Genomic DNA, 14,769 nt, shown 5'->3' on the forward strand with positions numbered 1-14,769 from the left:
TTATGAGCGACACCAACATCGGCCGCATGACCGATCGCACCGTGCTCATCACGGGCGCCACGGACGGACTCGGCCGCGAACTCGCGGTGCGTCTCGGCGCAGCGGACGCGCGGCTGATCCTGCACGGTCGCAACCCCGATCGGGCCGATGCGGTCGCGGCTGAGGTAACGGCCGCGAGCGGACACACGCCGCGGATCATCCTGGCCGACCTGTCACGACTCGAGCAGGTGGACCAGCTGGCCGACGAGATCATCGCCAGCACTTCACGATTGGATGTGCTGGTGAACAACGCGGGAACCGGCGGCCCCCCGGACGGGAAACGTGAACTCAGCGCCGACGGCAACGAATTGCTGTGGGCAGTCAACCATCTGGCCCCGTATCGACTGACGCGGCGCTTGCTTCCGCTGCTGCGGGCCTCGGCTCCGGCGCGGGTGGTGAACGTAGCCTCCGCCGGGCAGCACGAGATCAACCTCGACGATCCGACCCCCGAGAACGGCCACGACGCCTACACCGCCTACTGCCGCGCCAAGCTGGCGATGATCATGGCTACCATCGAGTACGCCGAGGAACTCGACGGGACCGGCGTCACCGTGAACGCCCTGCACCCGGCCACACTCATGGCGACGACCATGGTGCTGGAATCCGGCATCACGCCGATCAGCACGGTCGGCCAGGGCGCGGATGCCACACTTCGGCTGATCTGCGATCCGGGGCTGGCGCAGACAACGGGCCGGTATTTCAATGGCACCAGCCAGAGCCGTCCCCACGCGCAGGCCGACGATCCGAAGGCACGCCGTCGCCTGGTCGAGATCAGCGACACCGCAGTCGTTTCAGCGATGGGCTGAGGTCGCGCGCCGCGTGGCGTACGAGGGTCACAAGCGCCGCGGGCTGCCGGTGCCGATCCTGCCGAGATCCGCACTCGGCACCGCTCGGCTCCACGCCCGAAGCAGTGTCGAAATCCGCGCCGAAGCGGTTCCAATTCTCGCGCTCACGACCGGCGAGTGATATTTGACACCACACTGACGCAGAAGATGTTGGTAACGGCCAATTTTGACGTCTCCCCAATAGGGGTGATGGTGGTGGGTGAGTGCCTTTGGGACGCAAACCTCCCCGATCAGCGTTGACTTCCCTGTAGAAGGGATCCGCGGTCTCGCGCGACAGCGTCGAGTGTGTCGGTGTACGGGTCTACGTTTGAAAGGTTCTGCGCAGCAACACCTATAGGTAGTCGGTGGGGATGTCGGTCTGGCTACTCGACGCGCGGCTGGCCACCGACAACATCGCCACCGAGGTCGGCCGGCTCCGTGACCGGCCAAGTGAGGGAAGGGGTTTGGTGCTCAGCTCTTACTGCCACAAATTAGAATCGCGATCGATCGCAGCCCGGTCATAAATCGTTTGTAGGCGGGACCGACAGTAGGTACGCTCGCGGCGGGTTCGTCCGGGGATCAAGGATGTGGTTGTGCGAGCGCTTCTGGTAGTTGCGGTTTCGATAATGGTCGGCTGCGTGTTGTCGAGCGGGCAGCCCGCACGGGCGGACGACGGGCCAGGTGGCGGCCCCGCGCCGTCGACGGCGGCGAATCCCGCTCCATCGCCATTGCAGGAATGGATCAACAGCACCGTACCGGCACCGCAGCTGGCTCCGGGGCCGCAACATTCCGTCGGTGATTCGCAGGCGGCATTGTGGCGTGCGGTGTTGTCACCGCAGACGGGGGACCCGACCTTCGACTCCTGGCCCGCCGGCCTCGGTTCCCTGAGTCCGGGCCAGATCATCGAGTCGCGCGATGTGACGGCGACCACGGCCCCGCGCATGACGATACCGATTCAGCGCGCGGTGCTGCTGAAGTTCCGCTCCACCTCGGCGTCGGGCGCGCCCTCCTTCGGTACCGCGACGTTGATCGTTCCGGCGGCCCAGTGGACCGGGCCCGGGACCCGGCCGGTGGAGGTGAACGCGCTGCCGATCAACTCTCTCGGCGCGCACTGCACCCCGGGCTACCAGCTGTCGCACGGTGTACTCGACCACCCGAACACCGATCTCACGACGTTTATGCCGTCCATCTGGTGGGCGCTCGGTCAGGGGCACGCGGTCCTCGTGCCCGACCACGAGGGCCCGCTGATGGCCTACGCCGAGCCGAATGTCGCCGGGCACGTGATGCTCGATTCGATCCGCGCTGTGCGGGCCTACTCGCCTGGCGAGTTCCGTGACAGCCGCTACGTGGCCATCGGTTACTCGGGTGGGGCGATCGCCTCCTATGCGGCCGCGATGCTGCTCGACGAGTACGCTCCAGAGCTTTCCGGCGTGCTGGTGGGAGCGGCCTCGGGTGGGCTGGTCACCGACTATGCCGACGTGGCTCACCGGTTCAACGGCAACATCTCCTCCGGGATCCTGCTGTCGGTGACGTTGGCGATAGCGCGTGAACATCCCGAGATGTTGCAGTACATGAACCATCTCGCGCAGTGGGTCGCGACCTCTCCGGTGCGGGACATCTGCGGCGACGTCGACGGGCCGCTCGGTGTGGTCGGATTCCCGATGGATGTCGCGGCGAACATCGGCGACCCGCTCGACAGCCCGATCGCCGAAAAGCTGTACGGCCAATTCAATTTGGCCGATCGGAAATCGGCTGTGCCGCTGTACATCTACCATGGCGCGCTCGATCCCTGGATTCCCCTCGAGGACGCCCGGCGTGTGTACCAGCAACAGTGCAGCCGTGGTGTGCCGGCCGTCTTCCGCGTCGTACCAGGCGAGCATTTGATCGGTTATGTCACCGGCTCGCCGGGGCTCGACGACTGGATCACCGCACGGTTGCGCGGTGGGCCGGCGCCGAGCGAATGTGCCGTGCCGCGCTAGGCCCTCCAGGGCCTTACTCCCGGTCCGACCCGAACTCGTGGTCGGCATGATCGTTTTCGGAGCGCTTTCCGGCGGCCGACCAGCCGCCGGAGCGTGATGAGGCCGCGCGCCCGGCAGAGGTTCGCCGGGTTCGGCCGGACCGGGACGAGCCACGTCCGGCCGCCGGCGGGATCGGTGCGGACCTGCCGTTCCGGCCATTACGCCGGGGACATTTCGGACCGGTTCGACCGGCGGGCTCGGCCGAATCTCTCACCAAGACGATGGTGCGGACGATCTTCGGCGCTCTGCCGGCAGACAGCTTGATGAAACAAGTTATATGACAACGTCGTTCGGAATGAGGAAAATCGGTGAGATCACTTTCGATGCTTGTAATCACATTGCTGGCCGGGTGTATGGCGGTCACCGCGCAGCCCGCACGAGCCGACGAGGGGCCGCCCGGCACGTCCGGGCCGCCGCCGACCGCGGCCGATCCGGCGCCGTCCCCGCTGCAGGCGTGGATCGACCACACCATCCCTAGGCCGCCGCTGTCCCCGACACCGGCGCAGACGAGCGGCGACCAGTTGGCCCTGTGGAAATCGATATTGCCGTCGCCGACCGGAGACCCGGCGTTCGACGCGTGGCCCGCCGGCCTCGACGGATTGCGTCCGGGTCAGCTGATCGAATCGCGTGACGTGACGGCGCCGGTCGCCGCACTCGTCAACGCGCCGATCGCGCGGGCACTGCTGTTGAAGTTCCGAACCACTGGGGCGTCAGGTGCACCGTCGTACGGCACGGCGACCTTCCTCGTTCCCGCCGCGGCATGGACCGGGCCCGGCGCCCGGCCGGTGGAAGTGACCACCATGCCGATCAACGCGCTCGGGCTGCGCTGCACCCCGGGCTATACCTTCGCGCACGGAGTCCACGACAACAACGACATCAACGTCTTCCTACCGGGAGTCGGTGCGGCGCTGAGCAAAGGCCACGCGGTCCTCGTACCCGACCACGAAGGCCCGCGGATGGCGTATGCCGAGCCCACGGTCGCGGGGCACGTGACCCTCGATTCGATTCGTGCCGTCCGGTCGCAACTTCCGAAAGAGTTCGGTGACAGTCGTTTCGCGGTCAGCGGCTATTCGGGTGGGGCGATCGCGTCGTATGCGACGACGATGCTCCTGCACGAGTATGCACCGGAGCTGGCGGGTGTGCTGGTTGGTTCGGCCGTAGGTGGGCTGGTGACCGACTACGGCGTGGTAGCGCACGTGTTCAATGGCCACAGCGCGTCCGGAATCCTGTTGTCGGTGTCGTTGGCGATGGCGCGCGTACACCCCGAGATGCTGAAGTACATGAACCATCTCGCGCAGTGGGTGGCGACCTCACCGCTGAAGGACATCTGCGGTGAAGCCGACGGACCGCTCGGCGCGGTGGGAATCCCGATCGATGTCGCCGCGAATATCGACCATCCGCTCGAGAGCGGTATCGCCGAGGACATCGAGCGGCTGACGAACCTGACGGACCGCAAATCGGCTGCCCCGCTGTACGTCTACCACGGGGGGAGCGACTTCTGGATTCCCATCGCGGGGGCCCAGCAGATGTACCGGCAACAGTGCAGCCTCGGTGTTCCGGCCGAATTCCGCACCGTACCGGGCGAGCATGTGGCCGCGATGGTCGGCGGAGCCGGCGGCGCCGCCGACTGGATCGACGCCAGGCTGCGCGGAGAGCCCGCGCCGAACGAGTGCCCGACGCTTCATTAGCTTGCAATCCGCGGGCTATCGCGGGGCCTGCGGGACCATCGAATTCTCGGCATGGAGGCGGCCTGCGGTTAATGTGAAACAGCGTTACAGCCAGAACGTGTTCTATGTAGTCTCTTCTTCATTAAATAGGAGTTGTACTGGAGTTAATCTGCGCCGCACGTTATATTGCTGCAACACGTTCTAGATCATGAGGTAGGGGACTGTGCGGCACTGGGCTGTGGGAGTGATCGCTGGGGTGGCATTGGCCTCGGGGTTGAGCGGGGGTGTGGCACGGGCCGAGCTGCCGGTGTCCTACATGTTCGGGGCCGGGATCGTGAACGAGGTGCGCAACCCCGGTGGGTCGTTGCCGGGGAGCAACGACTGGCACTGCGTTCCGAGCGCGGCGCATCCCGATCCGGTGGTGCTGGTGCACGGCTTCGCCTCCAATGCCCAAACCGACTGGGGCACCTACGTACCGCTGCTCGCGAACGAGGGCTACTGCGTGTTCGCGGTCACCTACGGTGGTTACCCGCAGCAGCCGTGGCCGGTGCCCGCGTTCGCCGGATTGCGCGACATCGCAAGCAGCAGTGCGGAGATCGCGGCATTCGTGGACCGGGTACTGGCGGCGACCGGGGCTCATCAGGTCGACATCGTGGCGCACTCCGAGGGCACCGTGGCGGCGAACTACTACGTCAAGCGCCGCGGCGGGGCGGCGGTGGTGCACCGGATCGTCTCGCTCGGCGCCAACCACACCGGATCGGCGGCATTCGGTGCGGTGACCGCGCGAGACTACGCGCGGCGCAACGGCTTCGGGCCGGACTTCGAAGGCTCGATGGATGCCGTGTGCGAGTCGTGCCTGCAGGTGCTCGCCGGCTCGCCGCTGCTGACTGAACTGAACAGCGACGGGCTCTACGCGCCGGGGGTTGTCTACACCAACATCCTGACCCGATATGACGAGTTCGTCGTGCCCTATACCGCCGGCGCCGGCGATGCACCAAACGCAACCACCATCGTCGTGCAGGACGGGTGCGATATCGACTATTCCGACCACCTGTCCATTGCCGCCAGCCGGCGCGCGGCGATGTACGTCCTCAACGTGCTCGATCCGGAGCATCCACACCCCGTCCCGTGCGAGTTCGTTGCACCGCTGGTCGGCTGACCCCCATGCACACCCAACGCCGCATGCTGCTGAAATCGTTGCCCGCACTGCTGCTGGGTCTTTCGGCGCTGCCGCCGGCCTGGCTCACCCCGGCCGCGGTCGCCGACCCGCCGCCCGCGCCGCGCGACGATGCGGTCGCGCACCTGCTGGCGGCGCTGCGCCGCCCGGGCGTCGACCGGACCACGGCCGACCGGCTGGTGCTGGAATTCCTGAAAACCGATCCGGCGGTGCGGAACCTGTCGGAGTCGCTGCCACGGCCGGTGCGCGATGTCATCGCGGCCGTGGAAGGTGCGAGTAGCCTCACCGGCATCGGGGAGTCACCGTTCGAGCTGTCCGACGAGGTCGCCGAATTGCGGGCGTTCATCGACGCGCAGGCGCAGGAGTTCCCGGACATCCTGGAGAGCACCGGTCGCCCGGTGCGGTACGTGCCCGGCTACCGCTTCCACAATTGGGGCCTGACCGTGGACAACGTCCCCGAATACACCTTCGTGCCGACCACGAAGGCCGGGGTGTGCAACATCGTTGCGTGGGCGGCACGGCAGCGCCGGGCGGTGCGGGCGGCCGGGTACCGGCATTCCTGGAACGACGTCTTCGGCGCCGACGGCGGGGTGCTGATCTCCATGCTGCAACTCGAGCAGGTTGACAATCTGCCCGCCGACCTCGCGCCGGTCGACCGGGACAATCAGCTGCAGGGCTGCACGTTCGTCGGCATCGTCGACGGCAAGGGGCTCGTGCGGGTCGGGGCGGCCACCACCAATCAGCAGTTTCGCGATTGGATGCTCAGTTCCACCGGTGGAAACCGCCGCTGGACCCTGCCCTTGAACGTGGTGCTCTCCGAAATCACCCTGGGTGGCAGCATTTCGATGATTTGTCACGGGGCAGGGCTGCGCAACCAGACGATCAGCGATCTGGTCGCCGCGGTCGAATTCGTCAACGCGCGCGGCGAACTGCAGACGGTGTCGGATCCGGAGCTGATCACCGCCGCGGCCGGTGCTTTCGGCATCCTCGGCATCCTTACCGCGATCACCTTCCGGCTCGACCCGATGACGTACGCGAGCATGAAGCCGATGATGGTGCCGGCGCTGCTGGCGGTCCCGCCCGCGCCCGGCCAGCAGGTGCCGCCGGAGCTGGCGATCTCGGTCACCGACGCGCAACGCGACGCCGCCTGGCGCGAGTTCACCCGCCGCGCGGAACAGGACTACTACGCCGAATGGTTCTGGTTCCCCTACCGTCCCGACGTCTATGTCAACACCTGGAGCAACGACGGCCCGCCCGCCCGGTCGACTCCCGACTATCTCGACAACGTCCTGCACTACCTGGAGGAATGGCTGTCCACCATGCTCGAGCAGGTGCCGGCGTGGCGCGCTGCCCCCGGCCGGACGCAGGCCGAGGTACTGGGCGCGGTCACCACGGTCGGGCTGCTGCACTGCGGCCCGGACGATCCACCGGTGGCGACGCCGCTCATCGACGCCATCCACTTCCGGCGCGGGGTGCGCAATTGGCGGGTGCTGGACATGGAGGTCGAGATTCCGATTCCCGCCGCCGTGGACGGCAAGCCCGACTGGACGGTGCCCGCGCGCGCGTGGTGGGAGGCCATCAACCTGGTCTATTCCCGGCCCGATGCGCCGATGCGGGTGGCCCTGGAGATGCGGGTGATGGGTGGATCGTCGGTGGATATGTCCCCGACCTACGGCAACACGTTCGGCACCTGCTCCATCGAGGTACTCACCAGCCAGCTGGTGCCGCAGTCCGAGTGGAACAGCTTCATCCAGCAGCTCTACGATCGCTGGGCCGGGATCACCGGCGCGGACGGCGCGCGGCTCAATGTGCGCCCGCACTGGGCCAAGCAGTGGCCGCGCAGCATCGAGGGCCGTCGCCCTGCCGAATACCTGCGCGAGGTCGCCTACGCCGAGCAGATTCCCCGGTTCGCCGCACATGTCCGCCGGATCGCCGCGGCCGGCGGCGTGGATCCGGCGCAGCTGCGGGAACGCTTCGCCAATCCCCTGTTCGACGAGATCCTTGCGGCGGTGTACCAGTGAGAGCCCGACCGGTGAAAACCTTTGTCGCGATGTCGGTGGTGGTGCTGTCGACCCTGGGGATCGGTCCTGCCGCCGCTGCCGGACCGGAGCAGGTCGATGTCGTCATGTCCGACGGTGTGCGAATCGAGGCGACGGTGTTACCCGCCGCGCCCGGCAGCCCGCTGGTGCTGATCCCCGGTGAGGTCGGCGTGCCGCGGCTGATGTACCAGGCCCCGCTGCAGGCGCTGCACTCGCGTGGCTACACGGTCATCGTCTACGACCCGCGTGGCACCTTCGGCTCCACGGGCGAGTTCGACTTCGCCGGCCCGCGCGAGATCCAGGACGTCTCCGAACTGATCGACTGGGCCGGTGGCCGATTCGGCACCGGCGCGGCAGCGGTGGCGGGCATGGGCAACGGTGGCGGCACCGGTCTGCTGGCTGCCGCACACGATCGGCGAATCCGGGCGGTGGTCAGTCTCGGCGGCTGGGCCGACCTTACCCGGGCGTGGTTTCCCGGCGGTACCGCCGATGTCGAGGCCATCGGCACCCAGCGCCTGCTGGGCGGCGCCACCAGCCGGTTCGGCGCCGACGCCCGCCATATCCTCGACGCGGCGGACCCGCAGCGGTTCACCGCCGCCCGCGATGTCGACATGCGGGCACTGGCGGCCAACAGGCCCGCGGTGTTCGTCGGCCAGGCGTGGGGCGACTCGCTGTATCCGCCCCGGCAGCTTGTGGATGCCTTCGCCGGCTATCCCGGCCCGCTGCGGCTGGAGCTGTCCGCCGGCGACCATTCGGTATCCGACGCCCCCGGCGGCTATCTGGGCCTGCCCAACCACGATTGGGATACCGCCTACCGCTGGCTCGATGCCGCGCTGCGCGGCACCGACCCCGGCCTGCTCGGCGAACCGCCCCTGCACCTGGCCCCGATGACCAGCTCGCCCGCCGAAATGCTCGGCGGTCAGCAGTATTCGGCGCCCATGGCCGTCGCGGACCTGCGACCCACCACCGGGCTCGCGCTCGGCGCCGGCGTGCTCGGTGCGGCGGCGGCAGCCACCGCCACCACCCTCGTCGGCGGCGCCGCCGGCGTCGACAGCGGCCCGGTGTATCTCACCGGTGCACTGCAATATCTGGGGACCGTGCCGCCCACGCCATTGGGCGCTGTCAGCCCGGCGTGGCGTACCGCCGTGTTCGCCGCGCCGCGCCGGCTCGTCGGTCTGCCCGACCTCACCGTGACTCTCGGCACGGCACACCCCGCCACTCTCGTCGCATACCTGTACGACGAGGGCCCCGACAGCAGCGGTGTGTTGCTCAGCCACGCCCCCGTCACGGTGACCGGAACCGGTTCCGCCACAGTCGAATTGCAGCCGGTCGACTGGGTCGTCGCGGCCGGGCACCGGCTCACCCTGATCGTCGGTACCCACGACAGCCGCTACGCCGGTGTCACTACCCCTGGTGCCACCATCACCCTCACCGCCGGACGGCTCGACCTGCCCCTGCAGGACTGAGGATGCGGCTCCCCCGCCTCCCCGCGATTTCTGCGTGTCGTCAGATGCAGGGAGAACTGGGTGTCGGGCCGGCGGTTGGGTTGCGGGCCACCGCCTGGGCGTGCCCGGCGCTGCGTTTCGGCGGTCATCGGGTTGTCGTTCGGACCGCGGGTTGGCGCTGTTGGTTCTTGGCTGGCTGCCGATCTACCGGCAGGACATGTGCGAGCTGGTCGAATGATTCACTCCCAGGCCCGCACCCTGGGGTGAGATCCCGCCCCACCCTCGGGGGGCCGGGAGTGATCTCGAGGGTTGCTATCGCAGGTACCGCCGAACAGGGAAATTGGAGGTACGAAGATCGCCGCCACCGAGACCCTGGGATCCGATCATGCACTCGAAGGCTCCGACACTCCCGCCCGAACTCAGCAATCATGCACCCGTTGCGGAGACCGACAGCCGTATTCCTGCTGTCGCGCACCGCTTTCGTGCCGTGGCTGCGCTGAACCGTCCCGGTCGTGGGCATTCTCGCCGCCCTGGCACTGCTCGTTCCCTAGCTGGGGCCACCTGGAAATCGCGGCGGAGGCAGGTGGTGGCGGGCCTCGGTGCGCTCGGGGCTCTCGTGGTGTTCGTTGTCCCGCAGCCGGTTGCCGGGGCGGCCGTGGGTTCTGCGGGTGCGGAAAATCCCGCAGCCCGTGCGTCTGCGGCTCCGGAAAATCCCGCAGCCCGGGCGGCTGTCGCGGAGTTGACCGGAGCACATCCGGGGGCGGTCGCGATTCCGACGGATTTCGCCGACGAAATTGGATACCGGCCGGTGATCACGGACGGGCTGCTGGTCGATCCGGGTGGCGCATGTTCCTCGCCGGTGCGCTTGCCCGCCGAATTCCGGACCGCGTGCCAGGCGCACGACCTCGGCTACGACATGTTGCGCTACGCCGACGCCCACGGGCAGCCGCTGGGCCCGTGGGCGCGCCGAGCCGTCGACACCGCGCTCGAACAGCGAATGCGGAGCGCCTGCGATCACGAGCGGGAGCAGGCCCGGTGCCAGGCTATGGCCACCGTCGCGGTAAAGGCGGTGGACCTGAACTCCCGCCGTCAGAACTACGCGCCGCCCCGGCCCGAGTACCTCTTCGGGACCAAGCTCTCGGGCGAACATCTCGGCCTCGAACTCCTCGCCGTGGCCGCCCCTGTCGCACTGGTGCTCGGCGCTATCGCGCGTGCTCGTCGCCGACTGGCCCCGGCCGCAGAGTAGCGTCCATCCGCTGCTCGGGGCCCAGCTGCAAAGCGCTCATAGAGTTGCTGTGCTACCTGGCCACGACCATGCCGGACGGGTCGCCGCAGCTCACCCAGACCTGGGTGGACACCGATGGCCAGCACGTGCTGATCAACAGCGTGCTCACGCACGTGAAGACGAAGAACATCCAGCGCGATCCGCGGGTGGCGCTGACGGTCACCGATCCCGAGCAGCAGCGGCGGTACTTCCAGGTGCGCGGGCGGGTGCAGGAGGTGCGGAAAGAGGGCGCGAACGAACACATCGAAAAACTCGCCCAGCGCTATCTCGGCGGCCCGTACCCCTGGTACGGCGGCCGCGACCAGGTGCGGGTCATGTTCGTCATCGAGCCGGAGCGGATCAGCGGGATCTGAGCCGACGGAGTCCAGTCCCGACTCATCCAACAGGACCGGACTCCGACCAGCGGATGGACGCTACTTATTCAGTGTTCGCCCGAGTCCTCGTCTCTGTCCTTGTCCTTGCCCTTGCCCCCCTTACCTTTGCCCCCGCCCTTGCCGCCCTTACCTTTGCCCTTGCCTTCACCCTTGTCCTCGTTGTCGGCACCACCCGCGCTGCCGCCATCATCAGAACTCTGCGGGTCGAAGATCTGCACGGGTTCGACAGCACCGGCCCGATTCCTGTAGTCGGTGCCCGTGGCACCACTGAGCAACCTGCCTGTGTCGTGCCGTCCGTCACGGGCCTTCCCGGTGCGATCATCAACGGTCGCGTTCATCGGTGCAGGCTTCTCAGCTTGGGCCAAGGTCTTGCCGGACTCCGGAGCGGTTTGCTTCCCCACTCGCCCTTCTCCCGATCCCGGGTCCAACACCTGGGCGGTGGCCACGCCTGCGGACAGGAAGACGGACAGGATGCCGACCGCGGCGGCGGTCGCGATTTTGTGAATCAAACGTATAGCCCCTTCTCGTGCCGGAAGTGGTACGTGTGCGATCAACCGATCCAGCCTAAAAGCGGGCAGAAGCCTCGTCCCTGACCCTCAGTCCTGCGGCGATTCCCGCTATCGGGGGGGCGGAGGGTAATCCGAGACTTTCTCCTGTGGAGTTACCCATGTGCCAACGAGATCAGTTGGCTTGTTGGCGCCGCACCGCGCAGTGCGCCGGGGCTCGAGTCGGAGATCGGTGGTTGGCGGGGTCGGTAATACGTTCGACATGTGAACCGGCTTAGACTGGCAGTGCGTCGACGCCGTGCGGGAGAGTCCCGGGTTCGCCCGGGCGCCGAAGGAGCAGCACCTCCCCGTCAATCTCTCAGGCACAAGGGACCGTGCGGACTTTCGACGCCTCTGGAAAGCGATGGCCGCACACAATGCGGACCATCCGCCCATGGGGAAAGGGATGCGCGCATCCCGAATCTCTCAGGCGCCACGACAGAGGGGGAGGGCCCGATAGTCGACCCCGGTCGACACCCGCCCGAGCCCCTGGGAGCTGCCGTGACCCGACCCTTCGCCGACCGCCACATCGGCCCCGACTCCGCGGGCCTGGACCGCATTCTCGACGTTGTCGGCGTGCGCACGCTCGACGAGCTGGCCGGGCGGGCCCTGCCCGCGAACATTCTCGACGATCCGGCCGCGACCGGACTGGCCGGGCTACCGCCCGCCGCGTCCGAGCACGAGGTGCTGGCCGAACTCGCGGCGCTGGCCCACTCGAACGCCGTGGCCACCTCGATGATCGGCCTGGGCTACTACGACACGCTCACCCCGCCGGTGCTGGTGCGCAATCTGCTGGAGAATCCGGCCTGGTACACCGCCTACACGCCGTACCAGCCGGAGATCAGCCAGGGCAGGCTCGAGGCGCTGCTCAACTTCCAGACCATGGTCTCGGATCTGACCGGGATGGACGTCGCGAACGCGTCCATGCTCGACGAGGCGACTGCGGCCGCGGAGGCGATGACGCTGCTGCACCGCGCGAATCGGGGGAGCAAATCCCTGCGGCTGCTGATCGATGCGGACCTGTTCCCGCAGACCCGCACCGTGCTGTACACCCGCGCGGAGCCCCTGGGGATCGAGATCGTCGAGGCCGATCTGAGCGCGGGCGTACTGCCCGAGGGCGAGTTCTTCGGCGTGCTGCTGCAGGCGCCCGGCGCCTCGGGCCGCATCGTCGACTGGACGGCGCTGATCGCCGCGGCGCACGAGCGGGGTGCGCTGGTGGCCACGGGCGCCGACCTGCTCGCGCTGACCCTTATCACGCCGCCGGGCGAGCAGGGCGCGGACGTATGTTTCGGCACCACACAGCGTTTCGGCGTGCCGATGGGCTTCGGTGGCCCGCACGCCGGATATCTCGCGGTGCGCACCGCGCATGCGCGTCAGCTGCCCGGGCGCCTGGTGGGTGTGTCGGTCGACGCCGACGGCAACACCGCCTATCGCCTGGCGCTGCAGACCCGCGAACAACACATCCGCCGCGAGAAGGCGACCTCGAACATCTGCACCGCGCAGGTGTTGCTGGCGATCGTGGCCGCGATGTACGCCTCGTACCACGGCGCCGACGGGCTGCGCGCGATCGCGCGGCGGGTGCACGGGCACGCCCGCTCGCTCGCCGCGGGGCTGACCGCCGCGGACTCCGAAGCCGTTGTGCACGAACGGTTCTTCGACACCGTGCTGGTGCGGGTGCCCGGCGGCGCGGAGGCCGTGGTGGCCAAGGCGCAGGGCCGGGGGATCAATCTGCGCCTGGTGGACCACGACCACGTGTCGGTCGCCTGCGACGAGGCGACCACGGCTGCCCATGTGGCGGTGGTGCTCGAATCCTTCGGCGCCACACCCGATTCCGGTGCGGAGGCAGAGTCCGAGATGGTGGGGGCGTCCGCGATCGAGGACCGCACGTCGGAATTCCTGACCCATCCGGCGTTCACCCTGTACCACACCGAGACCGCGATGCTGCGGTATCTGCGACGGCTCTCGGACAAGGATATCGCGCTGGACCGCAGCATGATTCCGCTCGGCTCCTGCACCATGAAGCTGAACGCGGCCGCGGAGATGGAGCCGATCACCTGGCCGGGATTCGCCCGCCTGCATCCCTATGCGCCGGAACACGACGCGCCCGGCATCCTGCGGGTGATCGAGGATCTCGAGGCCTGGCTGTGCGCGATCACCGGCTACGACCGGGTCAGCCTGCAGCCCAACGCCGGGAGCCAGGGCGAGTACGCGGGTCTGCTGGCGATCCGCCGCTACCACGTGGATCGCGGTGACACGCATCGGGATACCTGTCTGATCCCGTCCAGCGCGCACGGCACCAACGCCGCGTCGGCGGCGATGGCCGGACTGCGCGTGGAGGTCGTGAAGTGCCGTGCGAACGGCGATGTCGACCTCGACGATCTGCGCGCGAAGATCGCCGACCACGCGGACCGGCTGGCCTGCATCATGATCACCTACCCGTCCACACATGGCGTCTACGAGCAGGAGGTCGCCGAGCTGTGCGCGCTGGTGCACGACGCCGGCGGCCAGGTGTACGTGGACGGCGCGAATCTGAATGCCCTTGTCGGACTTGCCCGTCCGGGCCGGTTCGGCGGTGACGTGTCGCATCTGAACCTGCACAAGACCTTCTGCATTCCGCACGGCGGCGGCGGTCCGGGCGTCGGCCCCGTGGCTGTGCGCGAGCACCTGGCGCCGTACCTGCCCGGTGATCCGCTCGAGCCGGGTTCGCACGCGGTGTCGGCGGCACGCTATGGTTCCGCGTCGATCCTGCCGATCACCTGGGCCTACATTCGCATGATGGGCGCGGACGGCCTGCGCCGGGCCACCCTGACCGCGATCGCCTCGGCCAATTACATTGCGCGGCGGCTGGATCCGCACTTCCCGGTGCTGTACACGGGCGCTGGGGGAGCGGTCGCTCACGAATGCATCCTGGACCTGCGCGAGATCACCAAGCGCACGGGCGTCACGGTCGACGATGTGGCCAAGCGCCTGGCGGACTACGGATTCCACGCGCCGACCATGAGCTTCCCGGTCGCGGGCACCCTGATGGTGGAGCCCACCGAGAGCGAGGATCTGCACGAGATCGACGCGTTCATCGACGCCATGATCGCCATCAAGGCCGAGATCGACCAGGTCGAGGCCGGGGTCTGGCCGGTCGCGGAGAGCCCCCTGCGCGGCGCCCCGCACACCGCGGCGTGCCTGGTCGGGGAGTGGACGCACCCCTACAGTCGCGAAACGGCGGTCTACCCGCAGGGCCTGGGCTCGGCCCGCGCGAAGGTCTGGCCCTCGGTGCGCCGCATCGACGGTGCGTACGGCGACCGCAACCTGGTCTGCAGCTGCCCGCCGCTCGAGGCGTACGCCGACTGAGCCGCCCGACC

10 protein-coding genes and 1 riboswitch are annotated in these 14,769 nt (G+C 68.2%); of the genes, 9 read left to right on the top strand and 1 reads right to left on the bottom strand.

Annotated features, from left to right (window positions below; all coding sequences use genetic code 11):
- Positions 1-2: 2 nt before the first annotated feature.
- The 8 genes from KO481_RS10130 (at position 3) to KO481_RS10165 (ending at position 10,847) form a co-directional block, all read left to right on the top strand.
- Complete coding sequence (locus KO481_RS10130; RefSeq protein ID WP_245400725.1) at positions 3-845, top strand: SDR family NAD(P)-dependent oxidoreductase; 843 nt, start codon at positions 3-5, stop codon at positions 843-845.
- An 842-nt stretch (positions 846-1,687) separates the two neighbouring features.
- Positions 1,688-2,842, top strand: coding sequence for a lipase family protein (locus KO481_RS10135; RefSeq protein WP_308166479.1), 1,155 nt, complete (start codon positions 1,688-1,690; stop codon positions 2,840-2,842).
- Positions 2,843-3,189: 347 nt separating this feature from the next.
- On the top strand, positions 3,190-4,569 hold the full coding sequence (locus KO481_RS10140) for a lipase family protein (protein ID WP_308166480.1): 1,380 nt from the start codon (positions 3,190-3,192) through the stop codon (positions 4,567-4,569).
- 217 nt (positions 4,570-4,786) lie between these two features.
- Positions 4,787-5,707: an esterase/lipase family protein gene (locus KO481_RS10145; RefSeq protein WP_308166481.1), complete on the top strand. Its 921-nt coding sequence runs from the start codon at positions 4,787-4,789 to the stop codon at positions 5,705-5,707.
- A gap of 5 nt (positions 5,708-5,712) precedes the next feature.
- Complete coding sequence (locus KO481_RS10150) at positions 5,713-7,746, top strand: FAD-binding protein (protein WP_215916807.1); 2,034 nt, start codon at positions 5,713-5,715, stop codon at positions 7,744-7,746.
- Between the two features lie 11 nt (positions 7,747-7,757).
- Complete coding sequence (locus KO481_RS10155) at positions 7,758-9,230, top strand: alpha/beta fold hydrolase (protein WP_215916808.1); 1,473 nt, start codon at positions 7,758-7,760, stop codon at positions 9,228-9,230.
- 787 nt (positions 9,231-10,017) lie between these two features.
- Positions 10,018-10,455 carry a hypothetical protein gene (locus tag KO481_RS10160; protein WP_215916809.1) on the top strand — a complete coding sequence of 146 codons (438 nt, stop codon included), beginning with the start codon at positions 10,018-10,020 and terminating at the stop codon, positions 10,453-10,455.
- A gap of 44 nt (positions 10,456-10,499) precedes the next feature.
- Positions 10,500-10,847 (top strand): TIGR03618 family F420-dependent PPOX class oxidoreductase, encoded by a 348-nt coding sequence (locus tag KO481_RS10165; protein ID WP_281066052.1) that lies wholly within the window; start codon positions 10,500-10,502, stop codon positions 10,845-10,847.
- 68 nt (positions 10,848-10,915) lie between these two features.
- Here KO481_RS10165 and KO481_RS10170 read toward each other — a convergent pair whose 3' ends face one another.
- Entirely contained in the window at positions 10,916-11,377 is a 462-nt protein-coding gene (locus KO481_RS10170) for a hypothetical protein (RefSeq protein WP_215916811.1), read from the bottom strand.
- 288 nt (positions 11,378-11,665) lie between these two features.
- Positions 11,666-11,759, top strand: a riboswitch (glycine riboswitch).
- Positions 11,760-11,914: 155 nt separating this feature from the next.
- Here KO481_RS10170 and gcvP point away from each other — a divergent pair.
- Positions 11,915-14,758, top strand: coding sequence for an aminomethyl-transferring glycine dehydrogenase (gene gcvP, locus KO481_RS10175; protein WP_215916812.1), 2,844 nt, complete (start codon positions 11,915-11,917; stop codon positions 14,756-14,758).
- Positions 14,759-14,769: the final 11 nt, after the last annotated feature.

Source organism: Nocardia albiluteola (assembly GCF_018860155.1).
Classification (GTDB): domain Bacteria; phylum Actinomycetota; class Actinomycetes; order Mycobacteriales; family Mycobacteriaceae; genus Nocardia; species Nocardia albiluteola.